Here is a 26,006-nt window from a genome sequence, read left to right on the forward strand (position 1 = left end):
GTGCTAATTGATGGCCCGAAATGAGTAGAATAACAGTAAAAGGAAGCCTCCTGATCGGGCTTCCTTTTTAAATACAGACATCTTCAATATGGGTGACGGTATGAGGTCCTTGGGAGTTCCCACTATTTCCGTTTCCGGTTGATTGCTCGAATGAGCTGTATAAATACAGTGCTACCAGTACAGGAACCGCAAGTATTAGAAAAAACGCAATCCAGTATAGTATCTGAGAAATTTTCATGAAAATTCTCCTCTCTTGCTTACAGCTTATTACCGAAAACAGACACTGGTGCACGTCGGAATCATTTTGAAATCATTTTGTTTAGTTTAGCTGCGGGGTTTGATACACTATAGGGAGCAAAATATCGGAAAGGAAGTGGTGACATGCGGTTCATTCGGGATGGAATTCATTTTTATTTGATAGGCATTGTGATTTTAACGCTCGGAATTGCACTCACCATCCAATCGACATTGGGTGCCTCGCCGTTTGATGCACTTCTGGTCGGATTGCACCGGACATTTGGATTAACTGTTGGAAGCTGGGAAATTGTTGTTGGCTTTACAATGGTTATCGGCAATGCGCTGGCCGCTAAAAGAAGACCGGAATTCCTGGCTTTAGTCACTTCCTTTGTAACCGGAATTGGAATTGACTCGTGGCTGCTCGTTTTACGGGAATGGGTTGCCCCAGGTACACTGGTTGGACAGTGGATTGCACTTTCAGCCGGTATCTTTTTAATTGGCCTTGGTGTGGCTTTCTATTTACAGTCGAATTTTGCCCCAAACCCGATGGACCGCACCATGCTGGTTATTTCGGATTTGACCGGTTGGAGTGTTACGTACTCAAGGGCTGCAGTCAGTGGAGGACTCGTCATTGTTGCCTTTGTTTTTGGTGGAGCAATTGGAATCGGCACCTTGATTAATGCACTCATTTCCGGGGTGCTTATTAATTTGTTCCTGCCATATGTAAAAATACTTCGGAATGGAATGGGGAAACATCGCGATAAAATGGCATCCTGACGAAGGCGCCAATTATATGCATAGAATCCTTTTCTCTCCAAAAACTACGAGAGGGAAGGAGGCGGTGTTATTTATGAGCAAAAATCGAAAAGGGCCAAAGCAGCAGGAAAGTCCTGATTTGCCAAAAAGTCCAAAACAGCCATATGGCGAGCCGCTTGACGGGTCACATAAAGTAAAGCAGCGGAATCATTCACGGCAAAAACAAAAATCAGATCATGATATGTAAGAAAAAGACAGTTTGCAGCTGTCTTTTTTTCATGGGGCGGCAGGCGGCTGCAGCTTCTCTTAAAAATTCCTATCGAAGCTAATCATCTACAGTAATTCAACACTACTATCAAAAATCGAGCATAAATAGTACAGAATCGAGCATATATGATCCAAAAACGAGTATATCCACTCCGAAACCGAGCATATACGGTTCAAAAACGAGCATATGCGGATGATTTAGTTCATTCAAATGTTGTTTTTATTTACATCACCCGACCAACAACCCCTGGCATTATAAACATATTACAGGTATCATTAAATTAAAAAGGAGGCGTTTTCATGGAGGCGGTTATTTCGATTCTCATGTATGTGATCGGTTTGTTTATTCTGTATCTGGTTATTACAGTCGCTGTGAGGCATGGGATAGATAATTCTGAAACCGGCAAAGCAATTTTAACACGGTATAATAAATCACGTGATAATCGTTATAATGACGTGGATAAGGACTAACATCCTTTGGGTAGATGTCGAATTTTTTGGAAGGAGAGTAGGAAAGGAAGCGATGTTATGAAAATACGAACTGCAACTGTTAATGATGCAGCTCAAATAGCCAAGGTTCATGTTGACAGTTGGCGGACGACATACAGGGGAATTGTTCCTGATTCATTTTTAGATGGGATGTCTTATGAGGAACGGACGAAGCGTTGGCAAAAGATAAGTGTCGAACAAAATGTATTTGTGGCGGAAACGGATGACGATACGATTGTCGGCTTTGCAAATGGCGGCAGGGAACGTCAGGGTAAATTTGATGGCTATAACGGGGAACTGTATGCGATCTATATTTTACAGGAATATCAGGGGGATGGCATCGGCAGACAATTGACTGCTGCTGTTGTGGATTCGCTTTTGAAGGAAGGACTCCATTCTATGTTGATCTGGGTTCTGCAAGACAATCCAGCAACGTATTTTTATGAATCGATCGGCGGAAAAAGAATTGGCACGGATGAACTGGAAATTAACGGTGTGAAATTAACCGAGATTGCGTATGGATGGAAGAAATTAACTCAGTTTAGAAAATAAAGGAGAAAACATCATGCGATCAACTTACATAAACAGAATCAAGCAGGTCTATCCTGATTTGGCAATCGAAAAAGTGAAGCAGATTGATACCGGACAAAACAACGATGTCCTTGAGATTAACGATTCATTGATTTTTCGCTTCCCTAAATATAAAGAAGGCATTGACAAACTTATCCATGAAACAGATATTTTGGTAAATGCAAAAAAAATAATGCGAAATTGTGCGATTCCGGAACCGATTTATCAGTCATTTAATATAAAAGAGGTCGGAAAAGTTTTCTCCGGATATCGTAAAATTGAAGGCGTTCCATTGTATAGGCCTGATATTACCGAAGCCGGAGAACTTGAGACACAGATACGCTCTTTTTCATTAGTAAATTTCCTGCTGCGGTTACACGCGGCTTCAACTGATGGATTGGATGAAGCGGCACCTGATCCGGAAGCGGAATACAGCAATCTTTTTGACAGAATTCAACGCAAGCTTTTTCCATATATGCGGCCAGATGCAAAAAAGGAAGTGTCCGGATTTTTTGGGAATTTTTTCACGAAGATCAATACGTTTCATTTTAAACCGGTCCTGATCCACGGTGATTTTGGTGCATCCAATCTGCTCTGGGACGATAAAAGTCTCGAATTGGTCGGTGTTATTGACTTCGGTGAATCCGGGATAGGGGACCCCGCATATGATTTCGCGGGTGTTTTGGCAAGCTATGGCTATGAATTTTTTAAACGGTGTGTTGACACTTATGATGATAATGAAACCGGCATTGAACACCGTGCTTTATTTTATCAAAAAACCTTTGCATTGCTTGAGGCTCTCCATGGTGTCGAACATAACGACGAATTGGCGTTTAAGGCTGGCATGCAGGATTACATGTAGTTTATTCCCTATCAGGTATTCTTTTTGGTATGATGGAATGTAGTAAATGGAAGGAATAAAGGAGTACAACATGAGAATTCAACGTTTAAAGTCGACCGAAGAACCTCCAATGGAATTACTTCTGACAGCGGATCCATCAGAGGAAAACATTAATGAATATTTATCCAACGGGCAGTGTTACGTTGTCAAAGAAGACGAATTCATCATCGGTGTGTATGTTCTTGTTCACACGATGCGTACGAAAATGGAACTGGTCAATGTTGCCGTTTTGGAACGTTATCAGGGCAAGGGCATCGGAAAAAAACTGATACAGCATGCGATCGCGAACGTACAACTGCAAGGTTACCGGTTCATTGACGTTGGGACAGGCAACTCAAGCATCCATCAACTCAAACTTTATCAGCAATGCGGGTTTCGAATGGTGAAGATCCGCCGTGATTACTTTATCAAAAACTATGACGAACCAATTTATGAAAATGGGATTCAATGCCGGGATATGGTGCGGCTGTCAATTTTATTACAGTCGTAAGCAGAGGAAGACAAGAAGAAAAAGAAAGTCCGATCGCATGCATGTTTCGTGAGATAAAAGAAGAACCGGATATTGTGACAAGTGAAGTGCAGTTTAAAGGTAACGTTTGCTGGGAAGTTAAGAAAGTATAAAAATCCTTTCTTACTGCATAAGTGCAACTAAGGCTGTCACCTAAAGGCTTGTTGACAACCAAGTTTTCTAAGAAGCGAATGGTAAGGATCTGGGTGGCATGTATGTATTTATTGCTAATCTTCCGGAAAACTATGAGTATCCTACACCGATAGGGACAGTTGAAGGAATCCTGGATTGGAAAGATTATGCATGGTGATGCATGAGGAGAATACAGGTGTCGTCCAGAATGTCCAGCATTTTTTGCCCAAAATGCTGGACGAGCCAGGGTGCTTTAATTTTACATTTAAATATGAAGGAACAGATATTGTAGATATTAAAGAGGAGCATCTTGAAAAAGAAACGCTGGCAACAGGGAATTCCTGACATTCAGGAACAACACCAATGGAGGAGATAAAATGAAAAAGCTACTGCGAATGGCTATTAAATACGGCCCGATTGTTTATCCGATGATCAAAAAATTTATTAATAAACGTAAGCGTAAAAAGGAACAATTTTAGAGGCAGGTTTTATAATACCAGGCAACATATAAAAAAGATGCCATAAACGATTTATGGCATCTTTCTGAACTGAGCAGGGATACATATTTATGATCCTAACTGTTCAATTTGTTGTTTCAATTCAGTAATATTTTCAATGGTTTGATAGACATTCGATTGCTTTAACTTTTCAATGGTAACTTCACCATTTTTTTGGACATTATTTATCGCATCCAGCAATGTCTGGCTTTTATTTTCCAGTTCCTTGTGAATATCTTTTGCAATAGAAGGCGGCTCTGTTTCCTTAAAGTCTTTGATGGTTGTTTCTAGAGATTCTAACTCAGATTTTAAATTTTCGCCTTCGATATTCGACGCTTTTTCAGCAAATGTACTCAATTCGTTGATATATTCTGTAGCCTCAGTTGCATAATTGATTGATTTATTTGCTTCCTCCAACAATGAACAACCACTGAGAGCAATAATCGACACCATTACCATAATACTTAAAAGTTTCTTCATAAGATTCTCCTTTTCATTCCACTAATCGCAGCATACCATGGATTTCAGGAAATGTCCTGGTATTCGTATTACGCAAAAAGTATTGGAGAGGTTTCATATGAAAATTAATCATCTGCTTTTTTCAGTCAGCAATCTGGAAATATCCATTGAGTTTTATAAAAATGTGTTTGATGCAAAGCTGTTGGTGAAAGGGAGCAACACCGCTTATTTTGATCTGGATGGCGTATGGCTTGCATTAAATGTTGAAAAGAATATTCCGCGTAATGAAATCCATCAGTCGTATACACATACCGCATTTTCCATTAACGAAGAGGAATTTGATGATGTGTATAAAAAGCTGAATCGGCTTGGTGTGAATATATTACCGGGGCGGGGGCGGGACGAACGTGATAAAAAATCGATATATTTCACTGATCCGGATGGACATAAATTTGAATTTCACACCGGATCATTAAAAGACCGCATCGAATACTACAAAACAGAAAAAACGCATATGGAATTCTATGATTAAGGTGAACTGACTTTAAAAGAAAAACCTCGGCATTCGCTAGAGACGAAGCAAATACTGAGTTTCTCTTATGTCGGGTTGTGCCAGGTTTTGAGGTGCAGTGAGCAATCTTGTTAGGGTTTTAGACAATTGCAATATATTATCGATAAATGAAAATAATCCGGATAAGTAAGTGCGAGAATATCGTCTTTGTTAACACCAATATACCACGCCTTATTAATTTTGCACTTTTCTGTAATTAAATAACACACGAATGTACATTCGTAATCAAGCAATATCTAACCATAAAAAAAGAACCTCTATCCAAGGTTCTTTTTAACTTATTCCGACATCCGTTCTTTGCGGTTATTTTCTTCTGTTAGGAAGTTAAAGAAAGTCTGGATGCCAAACTTTGGTTGTGCTTTAATATTATTAATATATTGTTCCTTCGAGTAATCATTCACATGCTCGCTTTGATTAATGCGTTCAATCATGTGCTCCATGCCGATTTTGTACATTTCCTTCTTAACATGCCTGGACTCCTTAAAGAGCGCGATGCCGACTGCGGCCATTAAGGCGTAAATGCCGAGAATGACCATGTTATCCAAATTCCAACCGCCTGATATCAAGGAGAAGAATAGATTGGTAATCGAGATTGCGAGCAGTGGCAATGCAATTAAAGAATATCTGGAACTCTTTTTTAACTGGGGTTTGATTGTTTCGGTTATTTTTTGCATTTCTTTTTCAATAAATGCGGGTACATTGGTCATCATAAAATTATTCATACAAATCATCACTCCATAACAATCGATTATACTGACAAGCGTACTTAAAACTTGCTGGTGTTATCAGTTATAAAAATAGACCTGACCAATTAAATTGGCAAGGTCTTGCTAACAACGGCTGGTTGCCAACAAAGCCGAGAGCGGATCCACTCTGTAATGACGACTTTGCTGTTAAAGCTACTCCCCTTAATAGGAATATTAATATATATCTATTATAATCCTTGCAGCGCGAATTGTCATATGTAATGCTTGGAAACAGAAGATTGTTGTAAGGTAATTCATGATACAGTAAAGTTAAGGGGGGAAGCAATTCATAATGAGCAACGGGCCATATATCATTTATGCAATTATTTTGGCGGTATTGTCCATCATCACCGGTGAGATTGTAACGTTTGTGATGCTTGGATTCATTTTGATTACGTTGAATAACATTAACACGAATCTAAAACGAATTCATCATAAGCTCCCGGGCAAACAGGGTACGGGAGTTGACCAGGGAGGTAATGATCATGGCAACAATTGACGATTTTATGAAACTGGATTTTCGTATTGGAACGATTGTGAAGGCGGAACCATTTCCAGAGGCACGAAAGCCGGCAATCAAATTGGAAGTGGATTTTGGGGAACTTGGCATCAAACAGTCATCAGCTCAGATTACGGAGCGCTATGAACCTGAACAACTCACTGGACGACAAGTTGTGGGAGCAGTAAATTTTCCACCGATGCGGGTTGCTGGGTATAAATCGGAAGTGCTCATTATTGGTGGTGTGCCGGAGGACGGGGATGTTGTGCTGCTCAAACCGGATGAGAATGTACCAAATGGAACGAAGATATCGTAAGCTATGAAAAATTTTTGGGAGAGTCAATGTAGATGTTTTATCGAAAATTAATAACCACTTTTTTTGTTGTAATGTTCGTTTCATTGTTTTTTGCATGTAGTTATGTGTTGGGCGGACGTCCTGAATATGACACGGGTAACAAGCTGATGCTGTGGAGTATTTTTTACATGGTGTATGTCGGACCAATCGTTTTAATCTATGGAAATCTCGTTTCCGTTTTTCTGGAATACTGGCAAAAAAACTGGAGCAGACCGCGTGATTGGTTATACATATTATTGCATGGAATCTTTGGACTAGCGAATGGTTTGCTGTTCGGCGGGTTTATATTTGCAATATTGGGTGCAGTGGCTGCTTTGTTTTATGCTGTCATTGACCGCTGGCTGTTTGCCCGTAAACAAAAGGGTAAAAGAAACAGGCTCTACTTGCTGCTGATTCCATTTGCCGTGTACGGTCTTTTATGGGGAGTATTGCAGCTGGCATCGCCCTCACCTCCGCCATACACGGCAGAAGATGCTGTGGAGTATGCCAGATCCGGTGAAGGAACGTTTATTGAACGGTTTCCGGATAAAGTGGGCAAATGGGAAGGTGAAATCAGCGGCTATCATGTAGTTCGGAAAACAGGTGTGAAAAAGATTGCGGATGAGAAGTATATCGTGAAATTCACGGAGACTTGGAAGAAGGAAAATAAATCCGGATCCAGGTATTATACATATAAAGTTGAAAGGAATTCCATGACAGCACGCGAAATTGGCAAAGGTGATAAGCCGCCGTACTAAAGATTGTTCACAGTGAATTTTATCTTTAATGTTCACTCAATATCCTTCGACAAAATTCCGGTGGTGCCATGCGACTGCTGGACTCTTCGAATAACGAATGCCATCAGACTGACACCAATCAAGCCAATTGCCAGAAATGTGCTGCTCATAACGGCGGGAGGGATGATACTGCCCAGTGTAATGGCTGCACCCGCGATAATCATGGTTCCCTGTCCCATAAAGCTATGAAGGGCGAGATAGGAACTGCGCCGGGAATCAACTGCTAATTCTGCAAGCAAGCTCTGTTTTACCGGGATGTACATCAGCTCCCCAATACTGATAAACACCATCAATCCAAGCAGCACGATCGGCATTGCAGCAAAACTAAGGGCCGCGTAACAGCAAACATACAAGCTCATGCCGAATAACATCCGTGTATGATCGGACAGGTTTTTGACCATCGAGGATACGATACCGACTGCCACTACAACAAGAAGTGTGTTTTCCGCATGTAAAACACCAACAAGATTAATCCCGTCAATGGTGAACAACCCGAACAAGGACGTTTCCTCCACATTTTTCTCCAAATGAACGGCAATATAGTTAGTCAGATGGCTTTCCAGCGAAACGACACAAAGCGTTGCGATTAAGAAGATAATATAGGTATGATCCTGAAAGACTTTTTTATAGTTTGCCCAGATGGTTGGGGAAGTTGTTGATTCATATTCTGCCGGTTTGATAAATGTTTCACCGATGAACAGGTAGGTGATGAGAGAAGCCAGCATGGTAATTCCTGCTACGGACAAGAATAGGTAAAAATGATAGTCTTCAAACAAAAATGCTCCGGTAATACTTCCAAGCGCGGAGCCTAAATTGCCAATCCAATACACAGCAGTAAAAACAAAGTTTCGCTCTTCCTTCTTAACGAGGTCATGGATCATGGAGGTGGAAACAGGAATGTAGATGCCGTTGCAGAACATATTGATGATGAACAGAACAAAACTGACATATGGCAAAACCGCCCATGCTGAATTAACAAATGCAATTGCCAGAAAGGAAATACCAAGGCCCAGCTCAGCAAGAACGAGCAGTTTTTTGCGACCAATCTGATCAGACCAGAATCCGCCCAGGAAACCGCCTGTAATCCCCGCTAAAATTACAATGACTACCAGCAACCCGGTTATTTTTGCTCCAACCAGCGATGTGAAATAGATAGCAATGAACGGCATGATGGTCGTGCTGGCCAGTATTGTGGCAAACTGAAGCAGTAACCGGATTTTTATCGACTGGTGGAGTGCCTGAAATTTTGCCATAAAAAATCCCTCCTAATCGAGTACACCAAACAGTCTTAAAGCCTGATTTTTGAAAGCATTGGTCAGCTGTACGTTGGCATGGTCGGTAAATGTCAGGCGTGCGCCCATCAGGAACGCCAGATAGCCGTATCCTATTTCATCAGGATCGCTTTCCGGCAGAAACCCTTTCCTCATGCCGGTTGTAACAATGGCCTTCACTAATTCCATAAATTGTTCGGCAAACTCATCGAGCATTTCCATTTCGGAGAATCGTTCAGGCTGTCCGATGACATATTGCACGACACGCAGATAGTCTTCTTTTTCCAAAAAGAATGTTATATGTTGGGCGACGAGACTTTTCAGTTTGTCGATAGTTAACGTGTCCAATGATTCTTTTGCATCCAGTAAATGATTTCTGAATTCGTCCAGGGGCTCCGTTACACACGCATGAAAAAGTGCTTCTTTATGTTCAAAATAGGTAAAAACAGTGCCGAAACTGACACCGGCTTCTTCAGAAATATCCTTTATGGTTGTTTTGGAGTAGCCATTACGTGAAAAAAGCCTTAATGCGGCATTAAAAATTTCTTCCCGTTTTTTCGGTGATTTTGGTTTCGCCATGATCGACGCTCCTTTTAATGATTGATTAATCAATCATTATTATAATGAATCTGGCAGCATAATTCAAGAACAAAAGAGGAATTTTTTGAAAAATCGTCGAAATAAGATTAAGGTGGATATGTATCTATCCATACAGGAGGAAGCTGATGAGAGTTTTACAGATAGTGGTCGGCATATTCTTGATAGTAGTATTGGCCGCTTGTTCGGGGGAACCTGAAGATACAGATCCGACTGCTGCGATTAAGCAGGCGGAATTGTCGGAGTTCGAATCCTCGATGATGAAATTGGCCGGCCAAAACACGTTCAGCTTTGACATCGATATCAACAGTGAAAATGTGAGTGAATTACATGCGGCGATAAAATATTATGAAAACAGTGAAATGAAAAATGTTGTATCCAAATCAGATGTATCGTTGTCAAAGCAAAATATAAAAAAACCGATCCGTATAACGTTTATACGCCGGTCACCGGTCAAAAACAAGGAAGAATGGATTACAGCTGTCATGACAGCGGACGGCAGTTCCACCACGAAACAAACTTTGGATGTAAGTGATAGGGAGGAGATGAGCAGTACCGCATGGGGAGGTATTACGGAACCGGTTTCTCTTGATATTGGTGAACAGCAAATTGTTGGCACGCTGGTCCAAACTAACCAAAACTCCACAACCATACTAAATACAATTGAAACCAATGAGCAACTGATGCATGCGACTGCATATGAACAAGTCTATGTTATGTCGATTACATTAAAATAGTCAAATCTGTTCGTGAGATTCAATACATAAGGAGGGACCCAATATGAGAATTAACATTACAAGTATCTTTGTGGAAGATCAGGAGAATGCATTGAAATTTTATACGGAAGTACTTGGGTTTGAGAAAAAAACAGATATACCCGCTGGAGACTTTAAGTGGCTGACAGTGGTATCACCGGAGGACCGGGATGGAGTGGAGCTGCTGCTTGAGCCGAATGATAATCCTGCAGCAAAAACATATCAAAGGACTATCTATGATGATGGAATCCCGACAACTTCTTTTGTAGTGGACAATATCGGGGAAGAATACGAACGCTTGAAAAATCTTGGCGTTAAATTCACAGCAGTTCCAACAGAAATGGGACCTGTCACATTTGCAATATTTGATGATACATGCGGAAACCTGATTCAGATTTCACAAGCAAAATAATGTAAGGAGATGTTTTCTATGAAACTAGTTGAAAAATTGGAAAGTGCACTTTCACCGGATCGCGTTTCCGAAAATCAAACATTATTGGAGCAGCACAGTTCGGATGAATCCTACCATACACCGAATCTCCCGGAGATTATTGTTTTCCCGGAAAACACCAATGAAGTAAGTGCCGTTGTTAAAATTGCAAAGGAGCATGATACAACTGTAGTGCCATATGGTTTCGGGTCCAGTCTGGAGGGTAATGTAATCCCGTACGATGGCGGTATTGTCATGGACTTTTCGTTGATGAACAAAGTGCTGGAAATCCGTGAAAATGATTTCTTAGTCAAAGTGCAGCCTGGTGTTACACGTTCACAGCTTGATAAAGAACTGAAAAAATATGGATTGTTTTTTTCCGTCGATCCCGGAGCAGATGCGACACTCGGTGGAATGGCGTCCACGAACGCAAGTGGTACGACAGCAGTGCGCTATGGAATCATGCGTGATCAAGTCCGTGATATGGAGGTCGTTATGGCGGACGGTTCGGTCATTCATACCGGCAACATGGCGGCGAAATCTTCATCCGGTTATAACCTAAATGGTATTTTTGTCGGTTCAGAAGGTACACTTGGCTGTTTTACCGAATTAACGTTAAAAGTGTATGGCATACCGGAAAACATCATGGCTGCCAGAGCGGAGTTTTCAACCGTCGATGATGCCGTCGAGGCGGTTATTTCCATATTACAGGCCGGAATTCCGATTGCCAGAGTTGAACTCGTCGATGAACAGTCGATTAAGCAGATGAATCATTTCAGCGATACCGATTATAATGCGGTTCCCACACTGTTTCTCGAATTCCACGGAAATGAAGCAGGACTGCAGCAGGATGTGGAATTTATGAAGGAAATCGTGAAAGACATGAACTGTCAGGAGATCGAATTTGAATCAGACACAGCCGCCCGTAATCGGCTTTGGGAGGCACGCCATAATGTCGCTTACGCATATATTCACGGTCATCCCGGCAAAAAACAGATGGTAACCGATGTCTGTGTTCCGGTTTCGGAATTGGCTGGTGCGGTGAAAGATGCCAGGGCAGCGGTGAATGCGTCCGGACTTGAAGGCGGGATTGTCGGGCATGTCGGTGATGGAAACTATCATATTCTATTAATGGTTGATGTGGACAATCCAACTGATATTGAAAAAGCCAATAAGGTTAATGAGCGGATAGTTGCATATGCACTCGAACGGGGCGGCACATGCACAGGTGAGCATGGTGTAGGTGTTGGCAAACGCAAGTACCAGGAAAAAGAACATGGCAATGCACTGGCGGTCATGCGTAAAATCAAAACCGCACTTGATCCGGATGGCGTGCTGAATCCTGGGAAAGTTGTTTGATAGTGGTAAAGGTCAGCTCTGGATTTATAGAATCGAGCATATTGGGTGTGAAACGAGCATATCGCCATCAAAAACGAACATATCCGCAACAAAACCGAGCATATACGAATGAATCCCGGCTAGCCATTTAAGTCCTAGCCAGCGCTTCATCCTAATCAAAAACGCTTCGGAGCAAATCCGAAGCGTTTCCTGATTTTCATCCCGTAAGGCCAAAGCACTCACCATCGACATATATATTCAAGAGGATGTCAAGCTGCTGGCTGCATTTTATCGTTCGTTCATCTGTCAGGCCGTATTTCAAGCCGAGCTCAATCATTTCCTGTTTTTTTGCCGAAACCGCTGTTGATAAGTCAAAATTCGATCGTACCATCAATCTTCTACCTCTCATTCAATTTAAAAATTTATCCTGAAGTTTTGACAAACACCGCTTATTAGTATGCCTATTATCCTAAGGGAATTCAATAGATTCAACAAAGGTTGTCATAACGTTACACAATCCGACATGCCTTTTCATTTTTTCGATTTATTAGTAATATAAGGTAGAGGTGAAAAAAATGAAATTATTAGACGAAATTCTGGAGTATAATGAAAAGTTTGTAAAAGGAAGAGAGTACGCACCATTTGAAACAGGGAAATTTCCGGATAAGAAGCTTCTGATTTTATCATGTATGGACACAAGGCTGATTGAGCTGCTGCCGAAATCAATGAATCTGGAAAATGGGGATGCAAAAATACTTAAAAACCCCGGTGCAGTGGTTGCCAATCCGTATGACAGTATCATGCGGGGAATTCTTGTTGGGGTGTATGCATTAAAGTGTGAAGAAATGTTTCTGGTCGGCCATAAAGATTGTGGGATGTCGAGTGTAAATACGGCAGATCTTGTTGACAAAATGAAAGAACGCGGCATCAGCAAGGAACAACTTGATACGATCAAAGAAGATGGTGTGGATGTTCATCAGTTTTTGGCAGGCTTTGATAATGTTGAGGAAAGCGTTAAACACAGCGTTAAAACCGTTACAAATCATCCGCTTATGCCAGCTGACGTGCCGGTTCACGGATTGGTGATTGATCCGAAAACAGGTAAACTCGAAACTGTTGTAAATGGATATGAAGACTAAATTTGACGGGAAGCAACCGTACAGCAATGTGCAGTTGCTTCTCTTTATTTTTATTGGCGTTGCAGGTACAATCGATGACAGTGTGGAATTGACGGATTGAGGGGAATATTGCATGAGTTCATTGATTACCAGATGCTTACGGTTGTTTATTTTGTTATTTGCATTATTGCATTTTTTAACATATTTTATTGAATTTTCGTTCCTGCTGCAAGTTCAGGCTCTGAGCGGACTGATGGTGCTACTATTCGCAGGATTCCGGTTGGGCCTAAAGAATTTTAAATTGCCGCTCTTTCTTTCAGTGACAGGGATAACGTTAATCATCGTATACAGTGATACTTTTTTGACAGGCTTCGAGGATGGACTGTTGCTTATGCGGAATGTAATTGGATTACTAATTATTGTCCCGCTGATTGGCTGGGTGCTTCGTGAGGAACCTTATATTGAAGAGATGATGGGGCTTGCACATAAACTATTGAATACGAGCCGAAAGTTATATTTTGGAATAGCTTCGTTTACTCAGATCATCTCTTTTTTCCTGCTGTTCGGTGCGATTCCAATGATGTATGAATTTATTAACAAGATATTGAAAAATCAAAGGGGGGAAGTATGGGAAAATTTTAAAGGCACGGCACTTTTGCGGGCGTATGCCCTGACAACTGTCTGGGTCGTAACCATTCCAAGTTTTACGATTGCAGTGGAGACACTCAATGCTTCCTTGTGGATCACGATTTTGCAAGGTATCGTGGTATCCATCTGTGGGGTTTTTCTTGCTGCAGTTTTTTCCTATTTTGAAGAAAAGCATTATAGTATTAACTTAACAGAGGAAATTACAGCTGAAATGGGAACAGTATTAAACCATGCTTCCGGTAAAAAAGAACAAATCAGAAAAACGCTGGAGTTTGGTTTTTTGTTTATTTCTTTGTTTGGGACCATCTTTCTTCTTCATGCACTGGTCAATATTGAGTTGATGATGATAATTCCGGTGGTCATTTTTGTTTGGGCATGTTTATACTACATAATTAAAAGGAAACCAGGAAATTTTCTCAGGGAAGGAAAAACATATTATATGGATGGATTGGTTCCTCAAGGGTATCAATTCAGTGTTATGCTGTCAGTCGGCATAATGATTTTCGGCTTAAATCAAACCGGATTCGGTACGGCAATTGTTGATGGAATGTATTACTTGCAGGAGACAATCCCATTTGCCAATATATTACTATTGCTGCCGTTGATTGTTGTGATTATGGGATTCATGGGATTGGGGCCATTGACCGTAATGGTGCTCGTTACAGGAATATTGAACAGTATCTCTCTCCCGTATTCACCGGAATTGGTTGTGCTTTCCGTGACTTCCGGCAGTGTACTGTCCATTCTGCTGTCACCACTGTTGATGCCAACTATTGTTTTAAGCGGAACGAATGGATTGAGCGCATTTACCAATGGACTTAAATTCAATTATAAATATGCCATTATGATGTATGCAATGGTTCAGGTGTATGTACAATTGATGATACACTTATAAATTATTCGAAAAAATCGGGCGGTGACACCTGTTGAACGATTATGAATGTTCGTATTTCCAGGTGGTCTCGTCATCGTTAACAGGACACGACGGAAATTTTTCATCCTTATCAAGTTTTGCCTTTTCACCTGATTGACACATGTAATACCCGCTGGCCGGTACTCCTTGGCCTGTTCTGTACTCACGAAATTCCTTCTTCATCTTTTATACCTCCATTCCGGATTAGTTTTACCAAAAACGGAAAAAAATATAATGGTTAGAACAAAGGCGTAAGCGCCCGTTTAGCAACGTACAAACTGGAGCACTCCGCAATGAGATAAAGGAAACACGGTAAGCTGAAAGCGAACCGATGTTGACTTATCGTAGTGAGGAAGTGTGAAGTTTGCTAGTTGCTGGGCGCTGGAGCCGGACGTGGCTTTTCATTAATATAAAAATTATCCACAAGTATTAAATTTTATAGTTTCCTATGCAATAAAAAACACTCTCTGCGTGGTAGCAGAGAGTGTTTTGCGACATAAATTTATCGGAGCGCCTTACTTTAACGCATCCTCAACAGATACATAGTCATATCCGAGATCTTTTGCGACGGCTTCATAGGTTACTTTGCCGTTAAGGACGTTTACGCCGGTTTGGATTGCTGCGTTACTCCTGATGGCTTCTTCCGCACCTTTTGCAGCAATTTTTTCAGCGTATGGAACGGTCACATTGGTCAGGCCGATTGTTGCCGTACGCGGAACTGCACCAGGAATATTTGCAACTGCATAGTGCAGCACATCATGTTTTACGTAGATTGGATCATCGTGTGTAGTCACATGATCGACTGTTCCGAAGTTACCACCCTGGTCAATCGCAACATCGACAATGACAGATCCGGGCTGCATGGACTTAACCATTTCCTCACTTACCAGTTTTGGCGCTCTCGCCCCTGGAATCAATACAGCCCCAATTACCATATCGGAATTTTTGACGGATTCCGCAATGTTAACTGGGTTGGACATGAGCGTCTGCGCACTTGAACCGAACATTTCCTCCAATTGGCGTAAGCGGTTCGGATCCAGGTCAAGGATGGTTACGTCCGCACCAAGACCGGCTGCAATACGCGCTGCATTGGTACCAACCATGCCGCCACCAATAACAGTAACTTTTCCGCGGTTAACGCCAGGAAGTCCGCTAAGCAGGATTCCTTTACCGCCTTTTGCTTTTTCCAGATATTGTGCACCAATCTGTGCAGCCATCCGACCGGCAACTTCACTCATTGGTGTTAAGAGCGGCAATGTGTTGTTTACGGTGATGGTTTCATACGCAATCGCTGTAACACCTTTTTCAACCAACGCTTCCGCCAGTTTCGGCTCGTTTGCCAAGTGAAGGTATGTGAAGAGAATCAGTCCTTCACGGAAATAGTCGAATTCAGACTCAAGCGGCTCCTTCACCTTCATAATCATTTCGGATTTGTTCCATACGTTCGAAGCGCTTTCAACAACTTCGGCACCAGCTTCTTTATATTCCTCATTTGTAAAACTGCTGCCAAGACCAGCATCCGTTTCAACCAAGACGTTATGTCCGGCTTTTGTTAAATGCACGACACCTGCTGGCGTGATAGCAACACGATTTTCATTATTTTTGATTTCTTTAGGAATACCGATAATCATTTACAACATCCCCTTTGATAATTTGAATATAGTACTAATTATACACATTGTTTCACAACTATTCTTCATTTGGAAATATAAATGCATACCAGTCGTTTTGTTAAAAATCACAAATGGTTCATTTCCATTTGATCCACAAGCAAGTCAAGGTACAAGGTCATCTTCTGGTTGTAATTCCGTAAGTCAATAGTACCAATTTCTGATATTCGCTTTAGTCGATAATTTAGTGTATTGATATGAATATGCAGTAATTGGGAAGCTTTATGAACGTTACAGTCGCATTCCAAAAATATTTTCAAGGAAACCAGCAACTCTGATCGGTGTTTCCTATCATACTGCTTCAATTTTTCAAGTGATTCATTGTAATAAACATCACGGGTTCGGATTTTGTGGATTTCATTAATAAACTGAAAAACTCCAAGGTCGTGATAACCGTGAATACCCTGCAGGTTTTCGGGAAATTGATCCTTCAGTTCCAATACCTTTAATGCCTGTTTATAGCTGTTTGTAATATGTTCCGGGGAATCATATGTCAGTCCGTATGCTCCTTTTATCGGTTTGATGTGCAGTCTTTCTTCCATTTTATGAATGAAATCTGCTGTAAAATCATGAAACGAATCTTTATCCGTTCCGAGCTGAGTCAGCATAATCAGCTGATTTTGGTCAAATAACCGAAAAATCACCCGGGCCTGCTGCAGTGTTTCTGTTAAATAATAAGCATGCCGCTCGATCATTTCTGTAACATCGGTACCAAATTCCATCAGTGTAACACCCAGTTTTCCGTTAAATTCTATACCGAAGCGTTTGGCTTGACGTTCAATATCTGCTTTATTACGGACATTTCCCGATAACAGCTGCCAGAAAAATTCCTTGTAGCTTTCCTCGGAATTCCGTTGCCTTGGCTGATGCTGTAGCAAATAGTTTTTGGCCAGTTGGGCAGCTTCTTTCAATATCTGAATCATGTTCTCGTCGGCAGAATCACCGTTCGTCTGCGCCCAAATGAACCCCAGAATAACCTGGTTTTTACGGACGGAAACAGCAATTCGCTGACCAAGCCCGACCGAATCGACAGGCGGCACGATTACAGGTTCATCACTTTCAAAAAGTTTTGCCATCACACCGTTTTCCCAAAGACTGTTAATTACTTTTTCCGGGACTTTTCTCCTGACGATTGTGGCTACTCTGGCATCATCTACATTTGCTTCATGTTTGCTGTACGAAATCAGTCTGTGATTGGAATCCTCAATAGTAACAGGGCACTTCAGAATTTCACTGATTCGGTCTGCCAGTCCCTCGGGTGAATAGACATCCTCCCGTCGATCTGATGAATGCATATTATTTCTCCTTCACGTCACTTCATTATTAACTCAAGGATACCATAAAAGCCGGGCAAAGTATTATTTATAACGCCAGAAAGTGTATGTTATGGTGACTTTATAGGAAAAACTTCGGCACACGCTATAAAATGAGGAGACTACCCAGTTTTCTGAGGTTTTAACAAATTTTTTGATTTTGTTTGTTAATTCTTGCTAAACAATTGTTTGATTTTTTATGTTATACTGTTTTATGCTCTCATCATAGAGAAACTAAGGAGGATATCATGAAACGTATTTTGCAGATTGGAAGCGCTTTTATGGGGGTTATTATTGGAGCCGGGTTAGCTTCCGGTCAAGAGATTTTACAGTATTTCACAAGTTTTGGATATATGGGAGTCATCGCAACTATCATTTCATCCGCACTATTCGCGTATCTTGGCTTTTTATTGGCAAGGCTTGGCAGCCGCATGCAGGCCACTTCACATAAAGAAGCTATCTATAAAGTCAGTGGATGGAAACTGCTTGGCATAATTGTTGACTATATCATAATTTTTACCCTGTTTGGCGTAGGGGTTGTTATGATTGCCGGGGCAGGTTCAATTTTCAGTCAGCAGTTCGGGCTTCCTTCTGTTGCTGGTATTATCGTAATGAGTATACTGGTAGTAATTACGATCATGATGAATATCGATGCTGTAGAAAAAGTAATCGGCAGTATCACACCGTTTTTGATTCTTTCCGTAGTTGGTGTTTCGATTTACAGTATTGTGACGATGGACATGTCTTTTGCTGAACTGGAACCGGTTGCAGCTGAAATATCATCATCATTGCCGAATTGGTTTATTTCAGGTATAAATTATGCGTCATTTAATATCGCAGTTGGTGCTTCAATGGCACTGCTGATGGGTGGTAATGAAAAAGATGAAAAAATCGCTTCGATTGGCGGACTTGTTGGAGGCCTCGGAATTGGTGTGGTAATCGTATTAAGTAATCTGGCTATTTTCTCTAAAATTGATACGGTTGCCGATGCGGACATGCCAATGTTGAAGCTGGTAAACGATATATCACCGGTATTGGGAATTGTTTACGCAGTCATTCTGTTCGGCATGGTCTTCAACACTGCAATTGGAATGTTTTTTGCTTTTGCAGCGCGATTTACTGATGTCGGTACAAGCAAACATAAAATCTTTGTCATTATAACTGGTATTGCAGCCTTCATTCTCAGCTTTGTCGGATTTACCGATCTTGTTGCATTGTTCTATCCAACAATCGGTTATATGGGACTCTTCCTGATTCTCGCACTTATCATTGCGCCGTTTAGAATGTCATCCATAAAAAAGGTCGAACGGTCTTCACGGGAAAGTGCGTAATTTAAAAAATGGCTTGCTAATTGTGGCAAGCCATTTTGTTCATCGGTTAACTCCATGTAAAATCCATGGTGACTTCAATATGAAGGCATGGTCAGCGGGTAATGTTTGTACTTCTTCCTTTGTTAAATCCATCCATATATACGTTTCTTCACCAATTTGTTCCGCCAGATGTCTGTAGTCACGACTGATCGTCTCCCAAAGACCTTTCTGATCAGTCAGGTCAGACCAAGGATAGACGGCATGCAAATAATGGTGCTTTTTCTGATCGGGTTTCGTTATTAAAAATCTGGATGCATCTGCATTCTCATAAAATGTCCACGTATGTAATTCACTGTCTTGAAACAGATTGGCAGTGGCAGGGAAGGGGTAATAACATTCATACGGAAAAACATTTCCCGGTTGTATGAATGTTTGGTGGAGCCATTTTTTCTTCTGTTCCAGATTTGTAATTTGCTTCCATGGCATGGCTCCTGACTCCAGCATGGATGTATCTTTTGTCAGTGTGCCGTAAAGCATCGTGTATTCGTTGAGGCCGATTTTTTTCATAACTCGGCGTGCAGGCAGATTTTCCTCTTGTGTATTCGCACCGACCCATTGGATCTTTTCATCACGAAACGCTTCATCCTTCATACAGGACATAATCTCAGAGGCAAAACCTTTTCCTTTATAACGGCGGTCTGTCCGGATTCTGCCGAGCATTGCATAAGACCCCGCATAAATCGAAATTCCTCCTACACTCACCAGCCGTCCGTCCAAAAATAATCCAAACATGCGGTTCGGCCACTGTGTCAGCCTGTCAAATACCCGTATTACATAATCATTTTCAATTCCGGTATCCATGTCTTTCAACAGCTGAATATCGTTCGCTTGTAAAATTCGGATCGCATAACTCATATTCCATCACCCTGTCCTTTTGGCTGGTTATGAATAATGCATTATTCATAACTATTATCGGTTTCAGATTGTGAAAAAGGGCATTCAATCTAAAATTGTTTTGCATTTGTTAGATTACGAGCCTTGCAGGAATAACCTTACCATAAGCGGGAATTGTTTGAAAATAATGGGTCTTAGCAGGACTATTTGTTATGAAAATCGAAATATACAAGAGCACAGAAAGGGTATTGGTGACTATATTGAATAGTTTAGAGAGGTGAAAGCCTAATGTCGGTCTATGAAACGCTCGTGCTGATGTTAACTTTTGGAACACTTCTGGTATACATTCTGGCGCCTAAGAAAAAGAAAGCGCCGTTTAGAGGAGGGCAATCTATGAATCTGGGAAAAACTTATCTTCAGGTGGTTAGCAGCAGGTTTAATGCCATGAAAAAGCAGGGTGATCAAACGATTAACCGGCTTTCGGAGGAGGAGATTCACTGGACATATAATGATGTGTCGAACAGTGTTGCGGTTATTGTAAAGCATTTAAACGGTAATATGATTTCCAGGTGGACAAATATGCTTCACTCTGACGGGGAAAAGCCGCACCGGAACCGGGATCGGGAGTTTGAAGATGATATAGGATCCAAGCAGGAACTCATTTTCGCATGGGAAAAAGGCTGGGAAACGCTTTTTGCCACATTGGATAGTTTAAAAGAAGATGATTTATTGAAGAGCATATACATTCGTGGTGAGGAGCACACAGTGCTTGATGCGATTGAACGCCAAATGGCTCATTATGCCTCCCATGTCGGCCAAATTATATATATAGGAAAACAGTTATTAGGTGACGGGTGGGAAAGTCTTAGTATTCCAAAAGGGAAGTCACAGGAATATCTGGATGAGATGCTGAAAAAACATAACAATGAAAAAAGGAGCTGATTTCCGCCGGCAGAAATCAACTTCTTTTTCTTGTTCAAAAAAACAGGCTGTGCCACGGTGAAAACAGTATGAAAATATCGACAGAAGAAAAACTATATCAGTCTTTCGGGGCGTAGCATCAACCGTCGGGACAGAACATCAACCGCGCGAGCTGAAACATCGACCGTAAAAGTTAAACATCAACCGTACGAGCCGAAACATCAACTGCAAACGTCAAACATCAACCGTTTGAGCCGAAACATCGACTGCAAACGTCAAACATCAACCGTACGAGCCGAAACATCAATCGCAAAAGTCAAAACATCAACCGTACGAGCCGAAACATCAATCGCAAAAGTCAAAACATCGACCGCAAGAGCCGAAACATCAACTGCATCTGCATTCGGTATGGTATGATGAATAATGCCTATTATTGAAGAGGGAGCTGGTGTTGCGATGAAACGAATCATGGTGATGGGTGTCTCGGCAGGGGTTGGAAAGTCAACATTCGCCAGAAAACTTGGCAAAAAATTGGATCTTGATGTGTACCATCTTGATGCTTATTTCTGGAAGCCGAATTGGGTCCAGGCTTCCAATAAGGAATTCCGCGAAAGCAACCGCAAAATAGCTGATCAGGATCAATGGATTATCGAGGGAAACTATAGCACCACGTATGACATCAGGGCACCACGGGCAGATACTATTATTTATTTGGAATTGCCGCTTGTAATTTGCTTGTACCGAGTGGTAAAACGCTGGCTGACAAATATCGGGAAAAACCGTCCGGATATGGGCCCGGGCTGCAAGGAAAAGCTGGATTATGCCTTCATAAAATTCATCGTAACGACCTACCACAAGCGCAGGAAAAAGATGCGCACCAGATTCAGGGAATTTCAGAGTGCTGACCCCGGAAAAAAAGTCATTATATTAAAAGGACAAAAAGCAGTCCAGGGATATTTTACCAACTAAGTTCCGTTCGAATTGATTTCATTGAAAGATTGTATTATTATGTGGTTTATTGATTTTTTATTCGTTTACTTTTTGTGCGTTTTGAAAAAGCTAACATATATAATTCACTGTCAGGAAAAGGGGAAGAGCTTTGAATATAGGAATAGACAAGATTGGATTTTACACGCCGCATCTATATGTTGATATGAACGAACTTGCTGTCAGCAGAGACATTGACCCTGGAAAATTCACCATCGGAATCGGTCAGGAAAAAATGGCAGTTCCACCGGTTACACAGGATTCAGTGACACTGGCAGCCAATGCCGCACTTGAGATCCTGGATGATGCTGACAAGGAGCAGATTGACTTTGTTATTTTTGGAACCGAAACAGGAGTGGACAGTTCCAAGTCGGCAGCAGTTTATGTACATGAACTGCTTGGAATTAACCCGAATGCGCGTGCAATCGAAGTGAAGCAGGCTTGCTACGGTGCAACGGCAGCCATCCAGATGGCCAAGGGGCACATCGCGCTGAACCCGGAAAGCAAGGTGCTCGTACTTGGTTCAGATATTGCCAGGTATGGGCTGAATTCGTCAGGTGAAGCGACACAGGGAGCAGGTGCTGTTGCGCTGACCATAAGTGCGAATCCGGGCATCCTGGCGCTCGAGGAAAAATCCGCCTACATGACAGCCGATGTCATGGATTTCTGGCGTCCGGTTTATTCAGACAAGGCTTTTGTAGACGGAAAATTATCGAACGAGCAATACATCGAATTTTTTGCCAAAGTATGGAAACAGTACAAGGATAAATCTGGTTTCGATCTGAAGGATTTTGAAGCCATCACGTTCCATTTGCCATACACTAAAATGGGTAAAAAAGCGTTAAAACCTGTTTTGGCTGATGCACCAGAGAATGTTCAGGAGCGACTGAAAGCAAATTATCAGGTCAGTACCAACTACAACAGGAATGTCGGAAACATCTATACCGGTTCACTGTATCTCAGTCTTATTTCTTTGTTGGAACAAAAAGAGGATCTTGAGCGAGGTTCACGAATTGGACTGTTTAGCTATGGATCAGGAGCGGTTGGCGAATTTTTCTCCGGTATTCTGCAGCCGAACTACCGTGACTACCTGAAAACAGAAAGTCACCGCAACATGTTCGCATTACGTAAAAAAGTGACCGTGCCGGAATATGAAGCCATTTTTGAAGAAACATTGCCAACTGACGGTTCAACCGTAAAGCTGGATATCGAGATGGATCCGGCAAAAATATGTCTGGCAGGCATTACCGAAAACATGCGCCAGTATGTGAATAAATCAAAATAGCGAAAAAGAAGCAATCTTCCAGGGTTATTATGGAAGGTTGTTTTTTTTGGCAGTAAGAAAGTATAAAACTTTCTTACTGCATAAGTGCAACTATGGCTGTCACCTAAAGGCTTGGTGACAACCAAGTTTTCTAAGAAAATTTTTTTAACACGAATAATGAAAAGAGTATCCAATTTGCAGATACTATGGTGCGTGGAAGTCAGGAGTAAATTCCGAATAACAACCCCGGATTCCTCTTCTCAATTTTATTGCATGTTGACCGAACTGCCCGCTTTACTTTATTTCTGTCGTCTTTAAGCAATACCTGAAAAATTTCCTTACATTCATTGACATGTTTCATGCCTTCTGCTGCTGAAAAGATTTTGGCAATATTCCAGCGGGCGTGTTCATCATCCACTTTAATCCAGTTATCCAACCGGGCCAGCGTACTTTCCGGATAATAGCGCAAGAGACCATCGCCAATTGCAAATGCACCAAGGTTTTTTCTTACATAATGATCATCATCGGTAAGCAGCTGTTCAACAAGATCAAGCAATGGTTCTGCGTATTCCGGTTTTCGTATTTTGCCGGCATATTTGGCTGCAAGCGCTGCAGCCCGGCGGACATTGCCGGATTCATCGGCAGTCCAGTTCATCATGTCATCATAAAATGCCTGGAAATGATTGGATAGAATATCACCACATGCGCCTGCTGCCCACTCCCGAACTTCCCAATTTTCATCATCAGCTAATATGCGCAGTTTTTCTGTCACTTGCTCCGGTTTTACCTCATAAATTTTACCAAGCAGATGGGCGGCGATTTCCTTTGCTGTTGGATCGGCTAGGTTCGCCAGCCCGAGCGCCATATCCAGGATGTCCTGTTTCATATCAATTTCAGTTAACACTCTGCTAACTGCTTTATTTTTAACAGCGGTCTTAGGCGTGTTTCGTGCACCGGTACCCAGTTTATTAATTTTTTCCATAGCTTTCAAAAAATGATACTGTTTCAATTCATGTACAAAGGCATTTATCGTGTCCATCCAATCCATCCCATCACGATTAGCGTTATCTTTCATTATGATGGAGTAATATTCCGATGTCCATTATGCCCGAAAAATTAATTATTCATCAGCATCGGAGCAAGCGCGCTGTCTTCATTAATAATATCCTCAATTTCATAAACGGAAATCGGAAACATTGGAAAACCGTAGACATATGGTGTGATTTCATAAAGCTGAAAATAAATGACGAGTGTTTTGTCGGCAATATAAAAATCCTGATCTGGCTGAATGGTAACTGTGTCTTCAAATGTATCAATATTCCGCTCCTGAATCTGTTCATTAATCAGCTCAGACAACCGCTCCACATAATTGCTGCCCGGTTTAAATAAATCCTCCAGACTGCAACGCGTGCGTTTATCCAGGTCAAACGTGAGTGATTTGAGATATGTCATTCCATGTGCAGCATGGTAATGATACGCATAGTTGGATAAGGTTAAACTTAATACATTACGCTGGTTATTTTTGATTTCAAATGATCCATCCATTTCCACAAGCGTGGTCGACATTTCATCCATCTGCATGTCAATGAGCTGTTGGGCCTCATGAATAATCGACTGGTTTATGAAATGCTCCATTGATTGATTCCACATCCCGAAAACCTGTGGATAGATTACCTGGATTTGCGGTCCATTGCTTATTCTGGCCGCCTCAATATTAACTGGTAGTGATACTGGCATACTTTTCACCCTTTACTGGTTTTATGCCCATTGTATTCAGAGAGAAGGGAAATGTGCTTTGAGGTCAAAGGTGTATTATTAGAGCATTCTTTTGCAGCGGCAAATCTGTTAGAGTATAAGGTAGTTTGATTGGTGATTGAGGGTGATCTGATGGTCTATCCATACATAATGATGGTTTTTGTCGTTATTTTCTATGCGGGAAATATTCTAACTGGAAAGGCTATCAACGAGCTGCCGCCGTTTACGATAGCGTTTTTCAGACTGGTCGTTGCGTTTCTGGTTACACTTCCTCTTGGCATTCACAGTGCATGGCAATACCGGCATCGCTTTCTGGAAAATAAAAAGCCATTTCTGCTGATGACCATAACGGGTATCACCTTTTTCAATACGTTCATTTATGGTGCATTGCAATTCACTACATCGACCAACGTTTCCGTGCTGGAGACTGTTATTCCCGTTGTTACGGTTGTGTTAAGCGCTTTTTTGCTTAAAGAAAAATTGCTTACGATCCAAAAGTTTGGTGTGCTGCTGTCACTGTTGGGCGCTGTTTGGGTTGTTCTGGATGGCAATGTCTTTCAGATTGCTTCCATGGACTGGAATATAGGGGATGGCATCATGGTTGGAGCAATCGTGTCATGGGCCGTTTATTCCATTTTAGTAAAAAAATATATGCACCTGTTCCCGCAATTTGGTGCATTGTTTGTCATGAACGGACTATCCGTCCTTGTTTTACTTCCTTTTGTCATTTTGGAATGGATTGTTGCCAGGGCCCCTTTCGGAACGTTCACCACTCAGAATATTACGGGATTGGTGTATCTCGGGGTCTTTCCGTCGTTTATTGCATTGGTCTTTTATAACCGTGCCGTCGAACTGCTTGGTGCGTCACAGGCATCCGTGTTTTTAAACTTTCTGCCTGTTGTTACGATGACCGGTGCATATTTGTGGCTTCATGAGACAATCACATGGATGAAAATTGTTGGAGCACTGCTGGTTATTGGTGGAGTTATTCTGACTACACGGAAAAAGTAATCTACTGAAACTGCTGTAACCGTGAAAAAAATTGTTTTACAAACTCAT

Annotated in this window: 34 protein-coding genes and 1 pseudogene; 23 read left to right on the forward strand and 12 right to left on the reverse strand. The window is 41.6% G+C overall.

Going from position 1 to position 26,006, the window contains the following annotated elements:
- Window positions 1–67: 67 nt before the first annotated feature.
- Window positions 68–238, reverse strand: coding sequence for a hypothetical protein (locus tag ABD010_RS04385; protein ID WP_343810600.1), 171 nt, complete (start codon window positions 236–238; stop codon window positions 68–70).
- A 143-nt stretch (window positions 239–381) separates the two neighbouring features.
- On the opposite strand from ABD010_RS04385, the gene ABD010_RS04390 reads away from it, so the two are divergent.
- From ABD010_RS04390 to ABD010_RS04420, 7 genes are all read left to right on the forward strand, one after another.
- A complete protein-coding gene (locus tag ABD010_RS04390; protein ID WP_343810602.1) occupies window positions 382–1,014 on the forward strand; it encodes a YczE/YyaS/YitT family protein in 633 nt (210 codons plus the stop codon).
- A gap of 73 nt (window positions 1,015–1,087) precedes the next feature.
- Entirely contained in the window at window positions 1,088–1,240 is a 153-nt protein-coding gene (locus tag ABD010_RS04395) for a small acid-soluble spore protein P (RefSeq protein WP_174616032.1), read from the forward strand.
- A 320-nt stretch (window positions 1,241–1,560) separates the two neighbouring features.
- On the forward strand, window positions 1,561–1,731 hold the full coding sequence (locus ABD010_RS04400) for a hypothetical protein (protein WP_343810604.1): 171 nt from the start codon (window positions 1,561–1,563) through the stop codon (window positions 1,729–1,731).
- A 57-nt stretch (window positions 1,732–1,788) separates the two neighbouring features.
- On the forward strand, window positions 1,789–2,301 hold the full coding sequence (locus ABD010_RS04405) for a GNAT family N-acetyltransferase (RefSeq protein WP_343810606.1): 513 nt from the start codon (window positions 1,789–1,791) through the stop codon (window positions 2,299–2,301).
- A gap of 13 nt (window positions 2,302–2,314) precedes the next feature.
- On the forward strand, window positions 2,315–3,181 hold the full coding sequence (locus ABD010_RS04410) for a phosphotransferase family protein (protein ID WP_343810608.1): 867 nt from the start codon (window positions 2,315–2,317) through the stop codon (window positions 3,179–3,181).
- 70 nt (window positions 3,182–3,251) lie between these two features.
- Window positions 3,252–3,710, forward strand: a complete 459-nt coding sequence (locus ABD010_RS04415; protein WP_343810610.1) for a GNAT family N-acetyltransferase — start codon at window positions 3,252–3,254, stop codon at window positions 3,708–3,710.
- 306 nt (window positions 3,711–4,016) lie between these two features.
- On the forward strand, window positions 4,017–4,205 hold the full coding sequence (locus ABD010_RS04420; RefSeq protein ID WP_343810612.1) for a hypothetical protein: 189 nt from the start codon (window positions 4,017–4,019) through the stop codon (window positions 4,203–4,205).
- Window positions 4,206–4,426: 221 nt separating this feature from the next.
- On the opposite strand, the gene ABD010_RS04425 is transcribed toward ABD010_RS04420, so the two are convergent.
- Window positions 4,427–4,837, reverse strand: coding sequence for a DUF6376 family protein (locus ABD010_RS04425; protein WP_343810614.1), 411 nt, complete (start codon window positions 4,835–4,837; stop codon window positions 4,427–4,429).
- A 97-nt stretch (window positions 4,838–4,934) separates the two neighbouring features.
- On the opposite strand from ABD010_RS04425, the gene fosM reads away from it, so the two are divergent.
- Window positions 4,935–5,348, forward strand: a complete 414-nt coding sequence (fosM, locus tag ABD010_RS04430; protein ID WP_343810616.1) for a FosM family fosfomycin resistance protein — start codon at window positions 4,935–4,937, stop codon at window positions 5,346–5,348.
- A gap of 317 nt (window positions 5,349–5,665) precedes the next feature.
- On the opposite strand, the gene ABD010_RS04435 is transcribed toward fosM, so the two are convergent.
- Window positions 5,666–6,109, reverse strand: coding sequence for a DUF5392 family protein (locus ABD010_RS04435; RefSeq protein WP_343810618.1), 444 nt, complete (start codon window positions 6,107–6,109; stop codon window positions 5,666–5,668).
- Window positions 6,110–6,425: 316 nt separating this feature from the next.
- Between ABD010_RS04435 and ABD010_RS04440 the strand changes: the two genes are divergently transcribed.
- The 3 genes from ABD010_RS04440 to ABD010_RS04450 are packed head-to-tail and all read left to right on the forward strand — an operon-like array spanning window position 6,426 to window position 7,724.
- Window positions 6,426–6,632 (forward strand): hypothetical protein, encoded by a 207-nt coding sequence (locus ABD010_RS04440; RefSeq protein ID WP_343810620.1) that lies wholly within the window; start codon window positions 6,426–6,428, stop codon window positions 6,630–6,632.
- On the forward strand, window positions 6,619–6,948 hold the full coding sequence (csaA, locus tag ABD010_RS04445) for a chaperone CsaA (RefSeq protein WP_343810622.1): 330 nt from the start codon (window positions 6,619–6,621) through the stop codon (window positions 6,946–6,948). Before ABD010_RS04440 ends, csaA begins: the two co-directional genes overlap by 14 nt.
- Before the next feature lie 32 nt (window positions 6,949–6,980).
- Window positions 6,981–7,724 carry a hypothetical protein gene (locus tag ABD010_RS04450; protein ID WP_343810623.1) on the forward strand — a complete coding sequence of 248 codons (744 nt, stop codon included), beginning with the start codon at window positions 6,981–6,983 and terminating at the stop codon, window positions 7,722–7,724.
- 32 nt (window positions 7,725–7,756) lie between these two features.
- On the opposite strand, the gene ABD010_RS04455 is transcribed toward ABD010_RS04450, so the two are convergent.
- Entirely contained in the window at window positions 7,757–9,016 is a 1,260-nt protein-coding gene (locus ABD010_RS04455; RefSeq protein ID WP_343810625.1) for an MFS transporter, read from the reverse strand.
- Between the two features lie 12 nt (window positions 9,017–9,028).
- Window positions 9,029–9,613, reverse strand: a complete 585-nt coding sequence (locus ABD010_RS04460; protein WP_343810627.1) for a TetR/AcrR family transcriptional regulator — start codon at window positions 9,611–9,613, stop codon at window positions 9,029–9,031.
- Between the two features lie 146 nt (window positions 9,614–9,759).
- On the opposite strand from ABD010_RS04460, the gene ABD010_RS04465 reads away from it, so the two are divergent.
- Genes ABD010_RS04465 through ABD010_RS04475 form a run of 3 tightly spaced genes read left to right on the forward strand, consistent with a single transcriptional unit; the run spans window position 9,760 to window position 12,175 of the window.
- Entirely contained in the window at window positions 9,760–10,368 is a 609-nt protein-coding gene (locus ABD010_RS04465) for a hypothetical protein (RefSeq protein ID WP_343810629.1), read from the forward strand.
- Window positions 10,369–10,411: 43 nt separating this feature from the next.
- Window positions 10,412–10,798: a VOC family protein gene (locus ABD010_RS04470; protein ID WP_343810630.1), complete on the forward strand. Its 387-nt coding sequence runs from the start codon at window positions 10,412–10,414 to the stop codon at window positions 10,796–10,798.
- 18 nt (window positions 10,799–10,816) lie between these two features.
- Entirely contained in the window at window positions 10,817–12,175 is a 1,359-nt protein-coding gene (locus ABD010_RS04475) for an FAD-binding oxidoreductase (RefSeq protein WP_343810631.1), read from the forward strand.
- A 196-nt stretch (window positions 12,176–12,371) separates the two neighbouring features.
- Here the strand turns inward: ABD010_RS04475 and ABD010_RS04480 are convergent, their stop codons facing one another.
- A complete protein-coding gene (locus ABD010_RS04480; protein ID WP_343811039.1) occupies window positions 12,372–12,545 on the reverse strand; it encodes a Spo0E family sporulation regulatory protein-aspartic acid phosphatase in 174 nt (57 codons plus the stop codon).
- A gap of 184 nt (window positions 12,546–12,729) precedes the next feature.
- Here ABD010_RS04480 and ABD010_RS04485 point away from each other — a divergent pair, with 184 nt between their 5' ends.
- On the forward strand, window positions 12,730–13,293 hold the full coding sequence (locus ABD010_RS04485; RefSeq protein WP_343810633.1) for a beta-class carbonic anhydrase: 564 nt from the start codon (window positions 12,730–12,732) through the stop codon (window positions 13,291–13,293).
- A gap of 112 nt (window positions 13,294–13,405) precedes the next feature.
- Window positions 13,406–14,815 carry a hypothetical protein gene (locus ABD010_RS04490; RefSeq protein WP_343810635.1) on the forward strand — a complete coding sequence of 470 codons (1,410 nt, stop codon included), beginning with the start codon at window positions 13,406–13,408 and terminating at the stop codon, window positions 14,813–14,815.
- Between the two features lie 39 nt (window positions 14,816–14,854).
- On the opposite strand, the gene ABD010_RS04495 is transcribed toward ABD010_RS04490, so the two are convergent.
- From ABD010_RS04495 to ABD010_RS04505, 3 genes are all read right to left on the reverse strand, one after another.
- Window positions 14,855–15,016: a hypothetical protein gene (locus ABD010_RS04495; RefSeq protein WP_343810637.1), complete on the reverse strand. Its 162-nt coding sequence runs from the start codon at window positions 15,014–15,016 to the stop codon at window positions 14,855–14,857.
- A 332-nt stretch (window positions 15,017–15,348) separates the two neighbouring features.
- Window positions 15,349–16,464: an alanine dehydrogenase gene (ald, locus tag ABD010_RS04500; RefSeq protein ID WP_343810639.1), complete on the reverse strand. Its 1,116-nt coding sequence runs from the start codon at window positions 16,462–16,464 to the stop codon at window positions 15,349–15,351.
- A 107-nt stretch (window positions 16,465–16,571) separates the two neighbouring features.
- The gene (locus ABD010_RS04505) at window positions 16,572–17,798 is read right to left on the reverse strand and encodes a PucR family transcriptional regulator (RefSeq protein WP_343810641.1); all 1,227 of its coding nucleotides are present in this window, start codon (window positions 17,796–17,798) and stop codon (window positions 16,572–16,574) included.
- A gap of 266 nt (window positions 17,799–18,064) precedes the next feature.
- Here ABD010_RS04505 and ABD010_RS04510 point away from each other — a divergent pair, with 266 nt between their 5' ends.
- On the forward strand, window positions 18,065–19,147 hold the full coding sequence (locus tag ABD010_RS04510; protein ID WP_343810643.1) for a YkvI family membrane protein: 1,083 nt from the start codon (window positions 18,065–18,067) through the stop codon (window positions 19,145–19,147).
- Between the two features lie 39 nt (window positions 19,148–19,186).
- Here ABD010_RS04510 and ABD010_RS04515 read toward each other — a convergent pair whose 3' ends face one another.
- Entirely contained in the window at window positions 19,187–20,041 is an 855-nt protein-coding gene (locus ABD010_RS04515) for a GNAT family N-acetyltransferase (protein ID WP_343810645.1), read from the reverse strand.
- 267 nt (window positions 20,042–20,308) lie between these two features.
- Between ABD010_RS04515 and ABD010_RS18310 the strand changes: the two are divergent.
- The 5 genes and pseudogenes from ABD010_RS18310 to ABD010_RS04535 all read left to right on the forward strand — a co-directional run.
- Window positions 20,309–20,365 (forward strand): annotated as a pseudogene (locus ABD010_RS18310) (putative holin-like toxin); the annotation flags it as partial.
- Between the two features lie 48 nt (window positions 20,366–20,413).
- Window positions 20,414–20,962 carry a DUF1572 family protein gene (locus ABD010_RS04520; RefSeq protein ID WP_343810647.1) on the forward strand — a complete coding sequence of 183 codons (549 nt, stop codon included), beginning with the start codon at window positions 20,414–20,416 and terminating at the stop codon, window positions 20,960–20,962.
- Between the two features lie 228 nt (window positions 20,963–21,190).
- The gene (locus ABD010_RS04525; RefSeq protein WP_343810649.1) at window positions 21,191–21,358 is read left to right on the forward strand and encodes a hypothetical protein; all 168 of its coding nucleotides are present in this window, start codon (window positions 21,191–21,193) and stop codon (window positions 21,356–21,358) included.
- A gap of 39 nt (window positions 21,359–21,397) precedes the next feature.
- Complete coding sequence (locus ABD010_RS04530) at window positions 21,398–21,910, forward strand: P-loop NTPase family protein (protein ID WP_343811041.1); 513 nt, start codon at window positions 21,398–21,400, stop codon at window positions 21,908–21,910.
- Between the two features lie 130 nt (window positions 21,911–22,040).
- The gene (locus tag ABD010_RS04535; RefSeq protein ID WP_343810651.1) at window positions 22,041–23,213 is read left to right on the forward strand and encodes a hydroxymethylglutaryl-CoA synthase; all 1,173 of its coding nucleotides are present in this window, start codon (window positions 22,041–22,043) and stop codon (window positions 23,211–23,213) included.
- A gap of 199 nt (window positions 23,214–23,412) precedes the next feature.
- On the opposite strand, the gene ABD010_RS04540 is transcribed toward ABD010_RS04535, so the two are convergent.
- Complete coding sequence (locus ABD010_RS04540) at window positions 23,413–24,231, reverse strand: HEAT repeat domain-containing protein (protein ID WP_343810653.1); 819 nt, start codon at window positions 24,229–24,231, stop codon at window positions 23,413–23,415.
- Between the two features lie 77 nt (window positions 24,232–24,308).
- Entirely contained in the window at window positions 24,309–24,929 is a 621-nt protein-coding gene (locus ABD010_RS04545) for a DUF3298 and DUF4163 domain-containing protein (protein ID WP_343810655.1), read from the reverse strand.
- Window positions 24,930–25,061: 132 nt separating this feature from the next.
- On the opposite strand from ABD010_RS04545, the gene ABD010_RS04550 reads away from it, so the two are divergent.
- A complete protein-coding gene (locus ABD010_RS04550) occupies window positions 25,062–25,958 on the forward strand; it encodes a DMT family transporter (protein WP_343810657.1) in 897 nt (298 codons plus the stop codon).
- Window positions 25,959–26,006 lie beyond the last annotated feature (48 nt).

It is taken from the genome of Virgibacillus siamensis (assembly GCF_039522605.1).
Lineage (GTDB): Bacteria > Bacillota > Bacilli > Bacillales > Amphibacillaceae > Lentibacillus > Lentibacillus siamensis.